The following is a 15,543-nucleotide window of genomic DNA, read 5'->3' as shown; positions in this document are numbered from 1 at the left end:
CTAAAACGCGCTACACTTGGTACTGTGCCAAAAGGCGCCATTGGCCCGGCAAGATTTCGTGCCTACATCCCACGGACCTGACGCGGACCCAAAATGGTGATGTGGACTTGCCGTTTCCGTAGGGAACGGTCTACTGGCCGGATTGATTTTCCCGGCAACGACCCCTGAAAAGACCAGAAAGCGAATACGACGTGGACATCTACACCATCATATTCCTGGCGCTGGCAGTCTTCATCTTTTTGAGACTGCGTAGCGTGCTGGGGCAGCGCACGGGCAACGAGCGGCCGCCGTTCGATCGCACCGCCGCCCGCAATGCGCTGGGAGGTGCCCAGGACAACAACGTCGTGACCGTGCCGGGCAAGGTGATCGACCAGGCCCCGCTGGCGCCGACGGCCGAGCCGACCCCGCCCTCCGATCGCTGGAGGGGGCTGGCCGAGCCCGGCACTGCGCTGGCGCAGGGCCTCGATGCCATCGTCGAGAGGGATTCCACGTTCGACCCGCGCCATTTCATCTCGGGCGCCCGCGGCGCCTACGAGATGATCGTGCTGGCCTTCGCCAATGGCGACCGCCGCGCGCTGCGCGACCTGTTGTCGTCGGACGTCTATGACAGTTTCGATGCCGCGATCAAGGAACGCGAGAAGAACGAGCAGAAGACCGAGACGCGCTTCGTCTCGATCGACAAGGCCGAGCTCGTCGGCGCCGAGATGCGCGACCGCACTGCCCAGCTCACCGTGCGCTTCGTTTCGCAGATGATCTCGGCCACCCGCGACAAGGCCGGCAACATCGTCGACGGCAGCGCCGACACGGTCGCGGACATCACGGACATCTGGACTTTCGCCCGCGACACCTCCTCTCGCGATCCGAACTGGAAGCTGGTTGGCACCGGAAGCGCGAACTAAGGTCTTTCTGAAGAACAGCGCGACGGCGCTTTGCGCATGTGCCGTCGTGCTCTCGTCGTTTTCGCTCGGCGCCGAGGCGGCGCGGCGCCACCATCGCAGCCATCATCATCACGCCCGGCAATTGCCTGCCGCCCCGCCGCGGGCCTTGCCCTATCCGCAGCTTCCCCTGCCGTTCGAAATTCCCGGCGCGCAATATCTGCCGCTGGCCTGGGCGGACGTGAAGGGTTGGGACGACGACGACCATCTCGCCGCCTACAAGACGTTCCGCGCCAGCTGCCGGCCGATCAATGCGCAGAACGGCGCGGCCGAACCCAAGGCCTCCAAGGCCTTCGAACCCAAGGCCTTCGAACCCAAGGCCTTGGGCGCCTCGCTGAGCGAGCCTTGCCGCGCTGCCAAGACGCGCGATCTCGCCGACGACGCCAAGGCGAAGACCTTCTTCGAGGAGAACTTCACGCCGCTGCGGATCTCGCGCCTCGGCGAGCCCGACGGTTTCGTCACCGGCTATTACGAACCGGTGCTGGAGGGGTCGCGCACACAAACCGATGTCTACAACGTGCCGGTCTATCGCCGTCCCTCGAATCTGTTCGTGCGCGGCTACAAGCAGGATTCGGTCAGCCTGCCCAACAAGGGCCCGGTCTATCGCAAGATCGGTCGCCGCAAGCTGGTGCCCTATTACGACCGTGGCGAGATCGAGGACGGCAAGATCGCCGGCCGCGGGCTGGAGATCGCCTGGCTCAAGGATCCGACCGATCTTCTGTTCGCCCAGATCCAGGGTTCGGCGCGGATCAAGTTCGAGGACGGCAGCTCGGTTCGGCTCAACTACGACGCCTATAACGGCTATCCCTACACGGCCGTCGGCCGCATCCTGATCGAGCGTGGCATCATCCCGAAAGAGGAGATGTCGATGCAGAAGATCAGGGAGTGGATGGCGCAGAACCCTGATGGCGCCAAGGAGCTGCGCCGCGCGAACCGTGCCTACATCTTCTTCCGCGAGGTCAACCTCTCCGACAAGGACGAGGCGGTGGGCGCGCAAGGCATTCCGCTGACCGCCGGCCGCTCGATCGCGGTCGACAAATCGCTGCATGTCTACGGCACGCCGTTCTTCATCGAGGGCGAGCTGCCGATCGAGTCCGAACGCGCCAAGACGCCGTTTCACCGGTTGATGATCGCGCAGGACACCGGTTCGGCCATCATCGGCCCCGCACGCGCCGATCTGTTTTTCGGCGCCGGCGCGGATGCCGGCCGTGTCTCCGGGCGGCTGCGCCATCCCATGCGTTTCGTGATGCTGGTGCCGAAGAGCCTCGATCCCGGCCCGCGCGCCGCGAAATTGCCGATACCGGATCCGAGGCCCTCGGAGAGGATCGCAAAGCTGTTTCCGCAGACCGTCCCGGCCAAGACGGCAACGCCTGCTGCTGCCGCGCCGCAAGACAAGAACGAAACGGTTGCCATCGCCGGTCCCGTTCCGCTACCGGTGCCGCGTCCCGCGATCGACCCTGCTTCTGAGCCGCGTCGGCCAGTGAAGAATCGCCCTTATCGGCAGCAATGAAACGATCGTCTCGTCCGCCCGTGCTCGAGCCTCGCCCCTCGCCGCGCCGCCGTGCGCTGAGCGATGAAGAGCGCGAGCTGTGGGACCTCGTTTCGAGGCAGGTCAAGCCGCTGAGGAAGCCCCGCGTGCCGAAGGTGCATGCCGCGCCACACCCGGAGTCGTCACCCGCCGGTCCGGCCAATCGACCGGCGTCATCGCCACGGCCCATCGCCGCCGCGCCGGCGCCGCGCGTGACGAAGCCGTCCATTCCGCCCCTGGCGCCGCTTGGCAAGCGCGAGCGGACAAAACTCTCGCGCGGCCGCAGCGAGATCGAGGCGCGGCTCGATCTGCACGGCATGACCCAGACGCGCGCCCATCGCGCGTTGACCGGATTCCTGCACCGCGCCCATCAGGATGGCCTGACCTTCGTGCTCGTCATCACCGGCAAGGGCCGCAGCGGCGGCGAAAGCGGCGTGCTCCGCCGTCAGGTGCCGGAATGGCTCAGCCTGCCGGAATTCCGCGCCTTCGTCGTCGGCTTCGAGACCGCGCATATCGGCCACGGCGGCGAGGGCGCGCTGTATGTGCGGATCAGGCGGGCGAGAGGTTAGCGGTTCTACACTTCTCCCGCTTGCGGGAGAGGTCGCGCCGAAGGCGCGGGTGAGGGTTCTCTCCTCTTGGGGAATCCCATTGCGGAAACACCCTCTCCCCAACCCTCCGAGGGAGCGCACCTTCGATGCGGGCCAAGCAGAGCTTTAAAACGGCCGGACAATTCCGACGCGTGGGATCAGCGTGAGTATCAAGCCGAAGATGTTGGTCTTCCGATCCTCCGCCGGGATCAGCGCGGCCTCCTGCTTGGCCGGCAGCATTTTCACCGCATGCAGGATCAGGAACATGCAGACCGCCCAGTTCGAGATCCAGCGCGAATAGTCGAACACCATCGCGAACATCACGACATAGGCGAGAGTGACGCCGACCAGCGCCGCGACGACGAAGCGGCGGTGCGTTTCGCTGGCGAGTGCGCCGATCAGGCGCGCAAGATAGCGCCACAGCGGCGTGTGCAGCCAGATCAGCAGTGCGAACACGGGCACGCCGAGAATGTTGTGCGGCAGGCGGCCCCAGGTGTCGGCAACCTCCTTCGCCAGCGGCTGGTACCAGATGTAGGCAAATTGCAGCAGGTCGGTCCGCGCGGGATCGGCCATCCGGCCTTTCAGATAGGTGACGAAATCCGCTTTGAGGATCGGCATCGTTCCCCAAAACTGCGCCGCGAAGAACAGCGCGGAGACGACGGCGAGGCCGACGCTACCGAAAGCAATGTTGGTGCGATTGCAGCCATGGGTCAGGTAGTGCCTGATCGCGACGATCGTGATGATCGTCGGCACATACATCAAGAGATGAATGTGATGGATCAGCACGAGGACGATCGCGAACAGCGCGGCCGTGGCAACGAACAGCAGCGAGCCCGCGGGCATCAGCAGCAGGATGATCGCCAGCGCGCAGCCATAGATGTCGAAATGGCCGAGCGTGTGCATGAAGTTCTTCAGGAAGAACGGCGAGCCCGCGGTGAAGACGAACAGCGGCAGCGTCCTCGCGGTGAAGCCGAAGGTCTTCTGAAACAGCCTTGCATAAAGCGCCGATGTCACCAGCCACGTCGCCCCGCCGAGCGCGAACACCAGCCATACCGGCACCTTGTCGGTGAAGAGGGCGACAACCGCGCCGATCAGCGCGCGCTTGATGAAGCCGAAATGATAGTCGACCAGGAGGTGAATATAGGGGACGTAAGGCGGCAGCTGGATCTTGTGAACGAACACGCCGACGAGGACGGCGGCGTTGATCGCGAGCAGCAGCCGCCAGGGGTTTTGGCGGAGACCAAAGAGGAGATCGATCAAGTGGCGCACCAAAGGAATCGGCGCGAACGGACTCCGATTGGATTTTGAGTCAATATGTGGTTCACAGGATTCTTTTCACCACTATATATTGACGCTTTGTCCCTCGCCGATACCATACGCGCGACCTCAGAAGCGGCGAAGCCGTCGGGTGGCTAGACCCAACGGCTTCAAAGCTTCTGACCCGCATCCCGAGCTGGGCGCGGAACAGGCTGTCTAAGCGCCTCATGGAATCATGGGTGGAGTCGGTGGTCAAGCCCAGCTCTCCATAGGAGAGAAGAATGACTAGTCCGCAGACAAGACCCCAGACGGCGCAGATTCGCTGTGTGAACAAGCGCGATCGTCCGAATCCGTTCGAGCGGATCACCCACGTTGGTGGCTATGGCTCAAGCCAGTGGAAGATCACGCAAGAACAGGCGATTGCTATGATCGAGCGCGGAGAGTGGAATTTCTATGTTTCGCTGCCCGGTTCGGCCAAGGCCGTTTGGGTCGAAGTCGGTGCGAGCCGCTTCGGCAACAAGTACTTGCGTACCGAAGGCGATGACGACACTCACAACAATCTCTTGAACTTACCCGAGTGTCCCTAACAATCTGTCAGTAGCGCAGAAAGGCCCGACCGAAGTGTCGGGCTTTTCAATCACAAAATAAACCGGCTCAAATCCGCGTTCTTGGCGAGGTCTCCGACGTGCTTCTGCACGAAATCCGCATCCACCTTGATCGTCTCGCCGCTGCGGTCGGGGGCGGTGAAGGAGATCTCGTCCAGCACCCGCTCCATTACGGTCTGGAGCCGGCGTGCGCCGATGTTCTCGACCGTGGAGTTGACGGCCACCGCGACGTCGGCGAGCGCGTCGATTGCGCCGTCGGTGATGTCGAGCGTCACGCCCTCGGTCTGCATCAGCGCGACATATTGCTTGATCAGCGAGGCCTCGGGCTCGGTCAGGATGCGCCGCATGTCGTCGCGGGTCAGCGCCTGCAGCTCGACGCGGATCGGCAGGCGGCCCTGCAATTCCGGCAGCAGGTCGGACGGCTTGGCGACGTGGAACGCGCCCGAGGCGATGAACAGGATGTGGTCGGTCTTGACCGCGCCGTGCTTGGTCGAGACCGTGGTGCCTTCGATCAGCGGCAACAGATCGCGCTGCACGCCCTCGCGCGAGACGTCGCCGCCGACGCGGCCGTCGCGCGCGCAGATCTTGTCGATCTCGTCCAGGAACACGATGCCGTTGTTCTCGACCGCGCTGATCGCCTCCAGCGTCAGCTGCTCGGTGTCCAGCAGCTTGTCGGACTCCTCGTTGACGAGGATCTCGTGCGAGCTCTCCACCGTGAGCCGCCGCGTCTTACTGCGGCCTCCCAACTTGCCGAAAATGTCGCCGAGCGAGATCGCGCCCATCTGCGCGCCCGGCATGCCCGGGATCTCGAACATCGGCATGCCGCCGCCGGACGACTGCGTCTCGATCTCGATCTCCTTGTCGTTGAGCTCGCCGGCACGCAGCTTCTTGCGGAAGGACTCGCGCGTCGCCGAGCTCGCATTGGCGCCGACCAAGGCATCGAGCACGCGCTCCTCGGCGGCGAGCTGGGCACGCGCCTGCACGTCCTTGCGCTTCCTCTCTCGCACCTGGGCGATCGCGACCTCGACGAGGTCGCGCACGATCTGCTCGACGTCGCGGCCGACATAGCCGACCTCGGTGAATTTCGTCGCTTCCACCTTCAGGAACGGCGCGTTCGCGAGCTTGGCGAGCCGTCGCGCGATTTCCGTCTTGCCGACGCCGGTGGGGCCGATCATCAGGATGTTCTTCGGCAGAACCTCCTCCCGCAAGGAGCCGGACAGCTGCTGCCGCCGCCAGCGGTTGCGCAGCGCGATCGAGACGGCGCGCTTGGCGTCGCCCTGGCCGACGATGAAACGGTCGAGTTCGGAAACGATTTCGCGGGGAGAGAAGTCTGTCATGTGTGCTTAGCTAGGGTCAGATGCGGGCCGGGACAAGCCGCATTTCAGGTCAGATGATCGGCGGCCCCGATTGCCATTGTTTCACCGCCTCGATCGGATGGATCAGCATCAGGATGTTGAGCGTCAGATTGTCGCGAATGTGAAGCGCCAGCATGATCTCGAAGGCGATGCCGAGCAGGACGGTCGCTGTGACCGGCAGCACGCGTGCGGCCAGGAACCCCAGGATCATGGCCAGATTGTCCGATATCGAATTGACGATGCTGTCGCCGTAATAATCCAGCGAGATCGTGCCGGCGCGGTAGCGCTCGATGATGAACGGTGAGTTCTCGACGATCTCCCAGGCTCCCTCGATCAGCATGGCGACGATCAGCCGGGCCGGCCAGGACAAACTTCGAAAAGACAAGGGCAGGAACGGCAGCCGTGCGAACAGCAGCCAGGTCAGGCCGTAGAACAGGAAGCCGTGCAGCACGTGCGAAAAGCTGTACCAGTCGGCGATCTGCTGGGAATTCTCCGAGCTGTTCACCACCCCGTGCCAGAGCTTGATGGTGCCGCAGGTGCAGATCGGCACGCGCCCCATCGCGAGCAGGATCGAGGCCTGCAGCGCCAGCAGCAGCAGCGCGATGCCGGCCCAGGCGAGCGGCGGAAATGCGGTCTTGGCAGTGAGAGTCTTGGAGGTGGGGGTCACGGCGAACGTCATGGGTCGCGGATCATCAGGAGGGCCGGACCATCGGGCGTGACGATGACATGCTGCGGCACGAAGCCGGCCTTTTCATAGGCACGGATCGCACGGGTGTTGGCGGGACTCGGATCAATCACGATGCGCGGCACGCCGCGCGCGAAGAGTTCGTCGGTGAACGTGCGGATGAAACCGGAGCCGTGGCCGCATCCGAGCATGTCGGCCTCGCCGATGAACTGATCGAGGCCGCGTGTGCCTGTCGGCTGCGGACCGAAGCCGAGGTGCCATTCGCCGAGCTGGTAGCACTGCAGATACGCCAAGGGCCGCCCGTCCTTGCTGACGATGAACTGCGCGAGGTCGGGATGATCGAGGTCGCCGCCGACGAATTCAAGCGTCTCCGGATCATGCCACCATTCGGCGACATGCGGTGCGTCCAGCCACCGCCGGATCAGCGGCATGTCGGCCGTGGTCATCGGGCGGAAGGTGTAGGCATGCGCCATGGCCTAGCCCGTCGCCAGGCTTTCGATCGTCACATTCCGGTTGGTGTAGACGCAGATGTCGGCGGCGATGTCGAGGGAGCGGCGGACGATGGTCTCGGCGTCCTTGTCGGTGTCGAGCAGGGCTCGTGCCGCCGCAAGGGCATAGTTGCCGCCGGAGCCGATCGCCATCACGCCGGCCTCGGGCTCGAGCACGTCGCCGGTGCCCGTCAGCACCAGGGAGACGTCCTTATCAGCGACGATCATCATGGCCTCCAGCCGCCGCAAGTACCGGTCGGTGCGCCAGTCCTTCGCGAGCTCGACCGCGGCCCGGGTCAGCTGTCCCGGATATTGCTCGAGTTTGGCTTCCAGCCGCTCGAACAGCGTGAAGGCGTCGGCGGTCGCGCCGGCAAAGCCCCCGATCACGTCGCCCTTGCCGAGTTTGCGGACCTTCCTGGCATTGGACTTGATCACGGTCTGGCCGATCGAGACCTGGCCGTCACCGCCGACCACCACCTTGCCGCCCTTGCGGACCGTCAAGATCGTGGTGCCGTGCCAGACCGGCGAGCTGTTTTGGGAAGCCTGCATGGATGATCCTCATTGTCCGGCCTGATTTAGGCGGTCGGGGCAAAGGGCACAACCTGGGCACAACGGGCCGTTCCGGCCCTAGATTTCGCTCACCATAGGCGGAAGAGCCGGCCTGCCGGAGCGTTCCCGCAGTAGCGAAGCCGTCATTTGGCTGTTAAAAGACCGCCGTTTTCGGGCAAACCATAGCGAAAGCTCTCAATGCGCACCGCGACGATCAAGCGCAAGACCAAGGAAACCGACATCGAGGTCTCCGTGAACCTCGATGGATCAGGCGTGTCCAATGTCGCGACCGGCATCGGCTTTTTCGACCATATGCTCGATCTCCTCGCCCGCCATTCCCGCATCGACCTCACGGTCAAGGCGGTGGGCGATCTGCACATTGACCATCACCATACCACCGAAGACACCGGCATCGCGCTCGGCCAGGCGGTCAGGCAGGCGCTCGGCAACATGGCCGGCATCACCCGCTATGCCGGCGTGCACATGCCCATGGACGAGACGCTCTCGCGCGTGGTGATCGACATCTCGGGCCGCCCGTTCCTGGTGTTCAAGGTCGATTTCCCCCGCGACAAGATCGGCGAGTTCGACACCGAGCTGGTGCGCGAGTGGTTCCAGGCCTTCGCCATCAACGCCGGCGTGACTCTCCACGTCGAGACACTATATGGCGATAACAGCCACCATATCGCCGAGTCCTGCTTCAAGGGCCTGGCGCGGGCGCTGCGCACCGCCGTTGCGATTGATCCGAAGGCGGCGGGCGAAATCCCGTCCACCAAGGGCTCGCTCGGCGGCTGACATTCCGTCCCGCGGCAAGGCGCGCTGCTTGCGGTATCATTGATTCAGAGAACGGGGCATCACCATGCCTGTCTACACAGTCCACGCTCCCTTCCCTGGCGGAGCCGATCTGCGCGCGACCGACAAGTTCGTTTTCGTGCGCGACGGCTTCCATTTCTGGGCGATGATCTTCGGTCCGTTCTGGCTGCTGTGGAATCGGCTGTGGCTGGCGCTGATCGGCTGGGTGCTTTTCACGGCCGCGTTCAGCGCGGGGCTGTCCAGCCTCGGTGTCGGCCGCAGCTCGGTCGTCTTTGCCAATCTCATCATCGCGCTGCTGATGGGGTTCGAAGCCTCGAGCCTGCGCCGCTGGACCTTGTCGCGCGGCAAATGGCGGCAGCTCGACGTGGTGGTTGCCGACAACGGCGACACCGCCGAGCGCCGCTTCTTCGACCGCTGGAGCCAGAAGCAGCACGGCATCGTCAACGATCAATGGGCCATCGATCGCGGCGGTCCGCCGCCGACCCGCAACACGCAGGGTCAGTCGTTTTCGAACCCGCCGCCGCTTCCGGCCGGCGGCATCATTGGATTGTTTCCAGAACCGGGAGGGTCAAGATGAGCGTCGCCATCATCGATTACGGTTCCGGCAATCTGCATTCCGCCGCCAAGGCGTTCGAGCGCGCCGCGCGCAGCTTGGAGAGCCCGCAAAAGGTCTTCGTCACTAGCGATCCGGACCAGGCTTACAGCGCCGATCGCCTGGTGCTGCCGGGCGTCGGCGCCTTTGCCGATTGCCGGCGCGGCCTTGATGCCGTCAACGGCATGGTCGAGGCGATCACCGAGGCGGTGCGGGTCAAGGCGCGGCCCTTTTTCGGCATCTGCGTCGGCATGCAGCTGATGGCGAGCCGCGGCAAGGAACATGTCATCACCGAAGGCCTGAACTGGATCGGCGGTGACGTCGAGAAGATCTCGCCACGCGATGAAAGCCTGAAGATCCCGCACATGGGCTGGAATACGCTCGAGGTGCTCAGGGAGCATCCGGTGCTGAACAAGCTGCCGCTCGGCCCGAAGGGCCAGCACGCTTATTTCGTGCACTCCTATCACCTCAACCCCGCCAGCGAGGCGGACGTGCTCGCGCGCGCCGATTACGGCGGGCCTGTCACCGCGATCGTGGCGAAGGACACCGCCATCGGCACCCAATTCCACCCCGAGAAGAGCCAGCGTTTCGGCCTGGCCCTGATCTCGAACTTCTTGCGATGGAAACCGTGATGATGGCTTCGCTCTCTCTTGTTACCTCCCCCCTTGTGGGGGAGCGAAAGGCGGCCTTTGGCCGCCGTCTTGGACGCCAAGGCGAAGCCTTGGCTATGTGCGAAGCATTCGGGAGGGGGGTAAGCCCCGACGGCGGTGCCCGCGGCTACCCCTCTCCCCAACCCTCCCCCACAAGGGGGGAGGGAGCGCACCGCGTGCGCGGAAAAAGCCTGGCTCAATCATGATTCTCTTCCCCGCGATCGATCTCAAGAATGGCCAGTGCGTGCGCCTCGAGCAAGGCGACATGGCGCGCGCGACCGTGTTCAACCTTAATCCGGCCGCGCAGGCGCAGAGCTTTGCCGAGCAGGGCTTCGAATATCTCCACGTCGTCGACCTCGACGGCGCCTTCGCCGGCAAGCCGGTGAATGCTGAGGCTGTCGAGGCGATGCTGAAGACGATCAAGATCCCGGTGCAGCTCGGCGGCGGCATTCGCGATCTCAAGACCATCGAAGCTTGGCTCGACAAGGGCATCACCCGCGTCATCATCGGCACCGCCGCGGTGCGCGACCCCGAACTGGTGAAGTCTGCGGCGAAGAAGTTTCCCAGCCGTGTCGCCGTGGGCCTCGACGCCCGCGACGGCAAGGTCGCGGTCGAAGGCTGGGCCGAGACCTCTGAGGTCACGGTGCTCGAGATCGCAAAGCGGTTCGAGGATGCCGGCGTCGCCGCCATCATCTTCACCGACATCGCGCGCGACGGCCTGCTGAAGGGCCTGAATCTGGAAGCGACCATTGCGCTCGCCGAGGCCATCTCCATCCCCGTGATCGCCTCCGGCGGCCTCGCCTCGATCGAGGACGTCAAGGCGATGCTGACGCCGCGCGCCAGGAAGCTCGCCGGCGCGATCGCCGGCCGCGCGCTCTACGACGGCCGGCTCGATCCCGCCGCCGCCCTCGCCTTGATCCGCAGCGCGCGCACTTAGGAGATATCGGATGTTCAAGGTGCGCGTGATCCCCTGCCTCGACGTCAAGGACGGCCGAGTCGTCAAGGGCGTCAACTTCGTCGATCTCAGGGATGCCGGCGATCCCGTCGAGGCCGCGATCGCCTATGACGCCGCCGGCGCCGACGAGCTCACCTTCCTCGACATCACCGCGACCCATGAGAACCGCGGCATCATGCTGGACGTGGTCCGGCGCACGGCGGAAGCCTGCTTCATGCCCGTGACCGTCGGCGGCGGCGTGCGTGAGGTCAACGACATCAAGACGCTGCTGCGCGCCGGTGCCGACAAGGTCTCGATCAACAGCGCCGCCGTGGCGCGGCGCGAGTTCGTCAAGGAAGCCGCTGAAAAATTCGGCGAGCAGTGCGTGGTGGTCGCGATCGACGCCAAGCGCGTCAAGCGCCCCGGCGGCGACCGCTGGGAGATCTTCACCCATGGCGGGCGCAACTCGACCGGCATCGATGCGATCGAATATGCCCAGGAAGTGGTCGCGCTCGGCGCCGGTGAGATCCTGCTCACCTCGATGGATCGCGACGGCACCAGGCAGGGTTTCGACATTCCGCTGACCCGTGCGATCGCCGACAGTATTCCCGTTCCCGTGATCGCCTCGGGCGGCGTCGGCAATCTCGACCATCTCGTCGACGGTATCCGCGACGGGCACGCCACGGCCGTGCTGGCCGCCTCGATCTTCCATTTCGGGGAATTCACCATCCGCGAAGCCAAGGAGCACATGGCGCGGCGCGGGCTGCCGATGCGCCTCGATGCCTGACGACTCCGGTTCGTAACGATGCTAGATTGGCGGACGGAGATGGCCGCCGTGGTCCTGTGTGTTTCCGAGTGAGTCCAATGCCGCGTTTCACGATCCACGATCTGGCCGAGACCATCGACGCCCGCGCGGCCTCCGGTGGCGAAGCATCCTATACCCGCAAGCTCCTCGACAAGGGCGCCGAGCATTGCGCCAAGAAGTTCGGCGAGGAAGCAGTCGAAACCGTAATCGCTGCAGTCGAAAACGATCGCGCGCATCTGATCGCTGAAAGTGCCGATCTGCTCTATCATTTCCTTGTGCTCTTGAAGGCTCGCGGCATAAAGCTGGAAGAGGTCGAGGCCGCTCTGGGCAAGCGGACCTCGATGTCAGGGTTGGAAGAAAAGGCCTCGCGCAAAAGCGATTGATTGAGGCAACGGAAAGGCGGCGTTATGGATATCCGCGCACCCGAGCAGCAGTATAATCCGTATCGCGTCTATACGCGCGAGCAGTGGGCGCGCCTCCGCGACGATACGCCGATGACGCTGGAGCCGGGTGAATTCGACCGGCTGCGCTCGCTGCACGACCGCCTCGATCTCCAGGAAGTCGAGGACATTTATCTGCCGCTGTCGCGGCTGTTGTCGATCTATGTCGACGCCATGCAGCGCCTGTATTACGCGGAGCGCCAGTTCCTCAACATCAGGGATCGCAAGGTCCCCTACATCATCGGCGTCGCCGGATCGGTCGCGGTCGGGAAATCCACCACGGCGCGCGTTCTTCAGGCGCTGCTGGCGCGCTGGTCGCCGCGGCCGAAGGTCGAGCTGATCACCACCGACGGATTCCTCTATCCCAACGCGGTGCTCGAGCGGCACGGCATGATGCAGAAGAAGGGTTTTCCGGAGAGCTATGATCTGCCGCTGCTGCTCAGCTTCCTCTCCGACATCAAGGCCGGCCGCCGCCACGTGCGCGCGCCGGTCTATTCGCATCTGACCTACGACATCGTGCCGAACCAGTGGGCCGAGATCGACCAGCCCGACATCCTGATCGTCGAGGGCGTCAACGTGCTGCAGACCGGCAAGCTGCCGCGTGACGGCAAGGCGGTGCCTGTCGTCTCCGACTTCTTCGATTTCTCGGTCTACATCGACGCCGACGAGACGGCACTGCGGCAATGGTACATCAAGCGCTTCCTGGCGCTGCGCGACACCGCATTCACCAATCCAAAATCCTACTTCAACCGCTACGCGCTGCTGTCGGACGAGGAAGCCACGGCCACCGCGATCGCGATCTGGGAACGCACCAACCTCGCCAATCTCGAGGACAACATCCTGCCGACCCGTCCCCGGGCGACGCTGATCCTGAAGAAGGGCGCCGACCACACGGTGGAGAGCGTGGCGCTCAGGCGGCTATGACGGCGACCTGAACACGGCGCCGGCCGGTTTGCGCGATAGGTATCTTTTGTTGCAGACCAACAATCGGTATTCCGCTATTCCTTTGGAAAACGGCGGGAAAGGCACCAATGGTTGATCGTCTCAGAAGCGCCGCGGAGCAGCTCGAAGCGCCGATCTGTCCCGACTGCCATGTCGAGATGAAGTGGTTCCGCTCCGAACTGCTCGCGGACGAGCCGACCCCGATCATCGCGCATCTCTTCGTGTGCCCGCATTGCAAGCGCGCGGCCAAGGTAGACACCATCTTCCGGGAAAGCCAGGCGCCGCCTGAAAAGCTGTCTGCGCCGCGGTGTATTGCTTATGCCGCATGACATTCCGGGTCGGCCGGATAAGTCCGGCCGGTGCCCATCGCCCGCTCGGGGCTCGGAATGACGATCATTTCCGGATCCCCTGTTGCGCCTTCGAGGCGACGAAGATGTGCCACGTCGTCAGAAACATCGCGGCGACGAGCGGGCCGATGACGAAGCCGTTCGCTCCGAAGGTCGCAAGGCCGCCCAGGGTGGCAAGCAGCACGACATAGCTCGGCATCTGGATCGACTGGCCGACCAGGATCGGGCGGAGAAAATTGTCCGCGAGGCCAATGACGAAGGTACCGAACGCGAGCAGAATGAGGCCCTTCGTGACTGCGCCCGACACGAGCAGATAAAGTGCGGCCGGAACCCAAATCAGGGCGGAGCCGAGCACGGGCAGCAGCGATACCAGCGCCATCAGCGCGCCCGCCAGCAGCGGCGCAGTCAAGCCGAGCAGCCAGAAGATGAGCCCGCCAAGCGCCCCCTGTATCAGGGCGACGAGAACGATCCCCTTGATCGTTCCGCGAACCGCGAGGGTGAACGCATCGAGGATTTCGGCGGTCTGGCCCGGGCGCAGCGGGAGTGCGTCGCGAATGCGTGCGCTCAGGTCTTCGCCGTCGCGCAGCAGGAAGAACAGCAGGTACAGCATCACGAGCAGGCTTGCGACGAACTCCAACGTCAACTGGCCGATGTTGATCGCATGCCCGGCCAGCTGTTGGCCGGCTGGGACGACCAGGCCCGACAGGCGTTCCTTCAGGGCCGAAAGATCCATGCGGGCCAGGCGATCTGACAGCGAAGCAGTCCAGCCAGGCAATGCGGATCTCAATTGCTGCAGCGGATGAGCGAAACTGATCTCTCCGCTCTGAACGCGCTGATACAGCTCTCCGCCCTGGTCGATGAGCGAAGCGATGACGACCGCCACCGGGATCAGGACCATGACGATCACGACGACGACGGTGAACAATGCGGCAAGGTTGTGCTTGCCCGGGAGGGTTTTCAGGGCGCGCCGATAGAGGGGTGCGAAGATGATGGCCAGCAGGATGGCCCACAACAATGCGCCGGAGAATGGCCAAAGCACCCACCCGAATGCAACGGAGATCGCGGCAAGCAAGATGAGGAATGAGCGGTCTTCTGATGTTCTCACGTCGTCGCCAGCCTTTCGGTCGCTCGTCATAGGATGTCCGTATCACAACAACGTGGCGAAGCGGAAAGTCGCGCCGGGCCAATCGCTACGCCGCGTCGCCGCAGGAACATGCGCTCGTGAACCGGCCCAATGCCGGCCTTCCAGCCGGCGGCTCCGACCGTTGATCGGAACGTGGTTACGCGATCGGACGTGAGAAGATCTGGAGTTTCCTGCGAACCGGCAGCAGTCCCGGCCGGATGCCAGGCCCCTCATCTGCCTGCTTTCGCGTTCCAGTCCGCAAGCTTGATGCGCCCCGCGAAGGTGGCAGGGCCGGAACCGTTGGCCTTGTAGACGAAGGCTTCGCCCTCCTGCACGTTGCCGGCTTCCTTGCCGAAGGCATCGGCGATGTTCGTCTTGTGGGTGACCAGGAACGTGTTGGTGCCTGCCTTCGGCGGCGCATCGACGAGCTGACGCACGGCCTGCCCGGCCTTTGCGTTGGCACCGGTCGGGTTTGCCATTCCCGACGCGCTGGCATTGCTGCTGTCCGTAAGCGCATCGACCGGCTTGACCTCGCGGCCGGAGATCAGCCTGCCCGCCTCGACCGCGCGGTTCAGCCTGCTGGTGTAGACCTCGCCGATCGCGATCGCCTGCTCCCTGACCGCCGTTCCGATCTGGCGCGCCATGTCCCTGCCCTTGTCGCTGAGCTGACGCTGGGCGCTCATGTCGTCGAACTTGAACGGGTAAACGTCCTTCTGGCTGTCGTCGGTCGCGGTGTGCCGGAAGATCAGGACGTAACCGCCTTGCTTGAGCGACGAGATGAGATCCGGCGTATCGGCTGCGGCGTATCGGGAGATACCAGCGAGGAGGGCAACAAGCGCGAGGCGGCAAAGCACGTTCATGCGCAAAATCCTCTTTTGCAAATGCCCCCGAGGATGGTGACGCGCAACGCG

General features: G+C 64.2%; 19 protein-coding genes. 12 read left to right on the top strand and 7 right to left on the bottom strand.

The window, feature by feature from the left end; translation table 11 throughout:
* Positions 1-191 precede the first annotated feature (191 nt).
* Genes EDE08_RS20290 through EDE08_RS20280 form a run of 3 tightly spaced genes read left to right on the top strand, consistent with a single transcriptional unit; the run spans position 192 to position 3,032 of the window.
* Positions 192-899, top strand: coding sequence for a Tim44/TimA family putative adaptor protein (locus EDE08_RS20290; protein ID WP_131870602.1), 708 nt, complete (start codon positions 192-194; stop codon positions 897-899).
* Positions 877-2,445, top strand: coding sequence for a murein transglycosylase A (gene mltA, locus EDE08_RS20285; protein ID WP_165936054.1), 1,569 nt, complete (start codon positions 877-879; stop codon positions 2,443-2,445). The genes EDE08_RS20290 and mltA overlap by 23 nt, the downstream gene beginning before the upstream one ends.
* A complete protein-coding gene (locus tag EDE08_RS20280; RefSeq protein WP_131870600.1) occupies positions 2,442-3,032 on the top strand; it encodes a Smr/MutS family protein in 591 nt (196 codons plus the stop codon). Before mltA ends, EDE08_RS20280 begins: the two co-directional genes overlap by 4 nt.
* A gap of 144 nt (positions 3,033-3,176) precedes the next feature.
* On the opposite strand, the gene EDE08_RS20275 is transcribed toward EDE08_RS20280, so the two are convergent.
* Positions 3,177-4,310, bottom strand: a complete 1,134-nt coding sequence (locus EDE08_RS20275) for a hypothetical protein (protein WP_245524831.1) — start codon at positions 4,308-4,310, stop codon at positions 3,177-3,179.
* A gap of 278 nt (positions 4,311-4,588) precedes the next feature.
* Here EDE08_RS20275 and EDE08_RS20270 point away from each other — a divergent pair, with 278 nt between their 5' ends.
* A complete protein-coding gene (locus tag EDE08_RS20270; RefSeq protein ID WP_131870599.1) occupies positions 4,589-4,894 on the top strand; it encodes a DUF3892 domain-containing protein in 306 nt (101 codons plus the stop codon).
* A gap of 50 nt (positions 4,895-4,944) precedes the next feature.
* Here the strand turns inward: EDE08_RS20270 and hslU are convergent, their stop codons facing one another.
* The 4 genes from hslU to hslV are packed head-to-tail and all read right to left on the bottom strand — an operon-like array spanning position 4,945 to position 7,989.
* Positions 4,945-6,249: an ATP-dependent protease ATPase subunit HslU gene (gene hslU, locus EDE08_RS20265; RefSeq protein ID WP_131870598.1), complete on the bottom strand. Its 1,305-nt coding sequence runs from the start codon at positions 6,247-6,249 to the stop codon at positions 4,945-4,947.
* Between the two features lie 49 nt (positions 6,250-6,298).
* The gene (locus tag EDE08_RS20260; protein WP_245524830.1) at positions 6,299-6,946 is read right to left on the bottom strand and encodes a DUF2585 domain-containing protein; all 648 of its coding nucleotides are present in this window, start codon (positions 6,944-6,946) and stop codon (positions 6,299-6,301) included.
* Positions 6,943-7,425 (bottom strand): GNAT family N-acetyltransferase, encoded by a 483-nt coding sequence (locus EDE08_RS20255; RefSeq protein WP_131870597.1) that lies wholly within the window; start codon positions 7,423-7,425, stop codon positions 6,943-6,945. The genes EDE08_RS20260 and EDE08_RS20255 overlap by 4 nt, the downstream gene beginning before the upstream one ends.
* 3 nt (positions 7,426-7,428) lie before the next feature.
* Positions 7,429-7,989: an ATP-dependent protease subunit HslV gene (gene hslV / locus EDE08_RS20250; RefSeq protein ID WP_028180748.1), complete on the bottom strand. Its 561-nt coding sequence runs from the start codon at positions 7,987-7,989 to the stop codon at positions 7,429-7,431.
* A 198-nt stretch (positions 7,990-8,187) separates the two neighbouring features.
* On the opposite strand from hslV, the gene hisB reads away from it, so the two are divergent.
* The 8 genes from hisB to EDE08_RS20210 all read left to right on the top strand — a co-directional run bounded on the left by hisB (position 8,188) and on the right by EDE08_RS20210 (position 13,491).
* Entirely contained in the window at positions 8,188-8,781 is a 594-nt protein-coding gene (gene hisB / locus EDE08_RS20245; protein ID WP_131870596.1) for an imidazoleglycerol-phosphate dehydratase HisB, read from the top strand.
* Between the two features lie 64 nt (positions 8,782-8,845).
* Positions 8,846-9,376 (top strand): DUF2628 domain-containing protein, encoded by a 531-nt coding sequence (locus EDE08_RS20240; protein ID WP_131870595.1) that lies wholly within the window; start codon positions 8,846-8,848, stop codon positions 9,374-9,376.
* Positions 9,373-10,023 (top strand): imidazole glycerol phosphate synthase subunit HisH, encoded by a 651-nt coding sequence (gene hisH, locus EDE08_RS20235; RefSeq protein WP_131870594.1) that lies wholly within the window; start codon positions 9,373-9,375, stop codon positions 10,021-10,023. The genes EDE08_RS20240 and hisH overlap by 4 nt, the downstream gene beginning before the upstream one ends.
* Positions 10,024-10,243: 220 nt before the next feature.
* Entirely contained in the window at positions 10,244-10,978 is a 735-nt protein-coding gene (hisA, locus tag EDE08_RS20230; protein WP_131870593.1) for a 1-(5-phosphoribosyl)-5-[(5-phosphoribosylamino)methylideneamino]imidazole-4-carboxamide isomerase, read from the top strand.
* 10 nt (positions 10,979-10,988) lie between these two features.
* Positions 10,989-11,762: an imidazole glycerol phosphate synthase subunit HisF gene (gene hisF / locus EDE08_RS20225; RefSeq protein WP_131870592.1), complete on the top strand. Its 774-nt coding sequence runs from the start codon at positions 10,989-10,991 to the stop codon at positions 11,760-11,762.
* 77 nt (positions 11,763-11,839) lie between these two features.
* A complete protein-coding gene (locus EDE08_RS20220; protein ID WP_124162017.1) occupies positions 11,840-12,163 on the top strand; it encodes a phosphoribosyl-ATP diphosphatase in 324 nt (107 codons plus the stop codon).
* A gap of 24 nt (positions 12,164-12,187) precedes the next feature.
* Positions 12,188-13,144 (top strand): type I pantothenate kinase, encoded by a 957-nt coding sequence (gene coaA, locus EDE08_RS20215; RefSeq protein ID WP_131870591.1) that lies wholly within the window; start codon positions 12,188-12,190, stop codon positions 13,142-13,144.
* A 107-nt stretch (positions 13,145-13,251) separates the two neighbouring features.
* Positions 13,252-13,491 (top strand): hypothetical protein, encoded by a 240-nt coding sequence (locus EDE08_RS20210; RefSeq protein ID WP_131870590.1) that lies wholly within the window; start codon positions 13,252-13,254, stop codon positions 13,489-13,491.
* A gap of 64 nt (positions 13,492-13,555) precedes the next feature.
* On the opposite strand, the gene EDE08_RS20205 is transcribed toward EDE08_RS20210, so the two are convergent.
* On the bottom strand, positions 13,556-14,644 hold the full coding sequence (locus tag EDE08_RS20205) for an AI-2E family transporter (RefSeq protein ID WP_349627687.1): 1,089 nt from the start codon (positions 14,642-14,644) through the stop codon (positions 13,556-13,558).
* Between the two features lie 218 nt (positions 14,645-14,862).
* Positions 14,863-15,492, bottom strand: coding sequence for a histidine phosphatase family protein (locus tag EDE08_RS20200; RefSeq protein WP_165936053.1), 630 nt, complete (start codon positions 15,490-15,492; stop codon positions 14,863-14,865).
* Between the last annotated feature and the right edge of the window lie 51 nt (positions 15,493-15,543).

Source organism: Bradyrhizobium sp. R2.2-H (assembly GCF_004346455.1).
Taxonomy (GTDB): Bacteria; Pseudomonadota; Alphaproteobacteria; order Rhizobiales; family Xanthobacteraceae; genus Bradyrhizobium; species Bradyrhizobium diversitatis.
The sequence above is the reverse complement of the archived record's forward strand: the minus strand, read 5'-3'. Positions and strand labels throughout refer to the sequence as shown.

What these genes read in the sequence shown, in the direction of transcription:
- EDE08_RS20280 (WP_131870600.1), top strand. Translation starts at nt 2,442, where the DNA reads ATGAAACGATCGTCTCGTCCGCCCGTGCTCGAGCCTCGCCCCTCGCCG.
- EDE08_RS20270 (WP_131870599.1), top strand. Translation starts at nt 4,589, where the DNA reads ATGACTAGTCCGCAGACAAGACCCCAGACGGCGCAGATTCGCTGTGTG.
- hslU (WP_131870598.1), bottom strand. Translation starts at nt 6,249, where the DNA reads ATGACAGACTTCTCTCCCCGCGAAATCGTTTCCGAACTCGACCGTTTC.
- EDE08_RS20260 (WP_245524830.1), bottom strand. Translation starts at nt 6,946, where the DNA reads ATGACGTTCGCCGTGACCCCCACCTCCAAGACTCTCACTGCCAAGACC.
- EDE08_RS20255 (WP_131870597.1), bottom strand. Translation starts at nt 7,425, where the DNA reads ATGGCGCATGCCTACACCTTCCGCCCGATGACCACGGCCGACATGCCG.
- hslV (WP_028180748.1), bottom strand. Translation starts at nt 7,989, where the DNA reads ATGCAGGCTTCCCAAAACAGCTCGCCGGTCTGGCACGGCACCACGATC.
- hisB (WP_131870596.1), top strand. Translation starts at nt 8,188, where the DNA reads ATGCGCACCGCGACGATCAAGCGCAAGACCAAGGAAACCGACATCGAG.
- EDE08_RS20240 (WP_131870595.1), top strand. Translation starts at nt 8,846, where the DNA reads ATGCCTGTCTACACAGTCCACGCTCCCTTCCCTGGCGGAGCCGATCTG.
- hisH (WP_131870594.1), top strand. Translation starts at nt 9,373, where the DNA reads ATGAGCGTCGCCATCATCGATTACGGTTCCGGCAATCTGCATTCCGCC.
- hisA (WP_131870593.1), top strand. Translation starts at nt 10,244, where the DNA reads ATGATTCTCTTCCCCGCGATCGATCTCAAGAATGGCCAGTGCGTGCGC.
- hisF (WP_131870592.1), top strand. Translation starts at nt 10,989, where the DNA reads ATGTTCAAGGTGCGCGTGATCCCCTGCCTCGACGTCAAGGACGGCCGA.
- EDE08_RS20220 (WP_124162017.1), top strand. Translation starts at nt 11,840, where the DNA reads ATGCCGCGTTTCACGATCCACGATCTGGCCGAGACCATCGACGCCCGC.
- coaA (WP_131870591.1), top strand. Translation starts at nt 12,188, where the DNA reads ATGGATATCCGCGCACCCGAGCAGCAGTATAATCCGTATCGCGTCTAT.
- EDE08_RS20210 (WP_131870590.1), top strand. Translation starts at nt 13,252, where the DNA reads ATGGTTGATCGTCTCAGAAGCGCCGCGGAGCAGCTCGAAGCGCCGATC.
- EDE08_RS20205 (WP_349627687.1), bottom strand. Translation starts at nt 14,644, where the DNA reads ATGACGAGCGACCGAAAGGCTGGCGACGACGTGAGAACATCAGAAGAC.
- EDE08_RS20200 (WP_165936053.1), bottom strand. Translation starts at nt 15,492, where the DNA reads ATGAACGTGCTTTGCCGCCTCGCGCTTGTTGCCCTCCTCGCTGGTATC.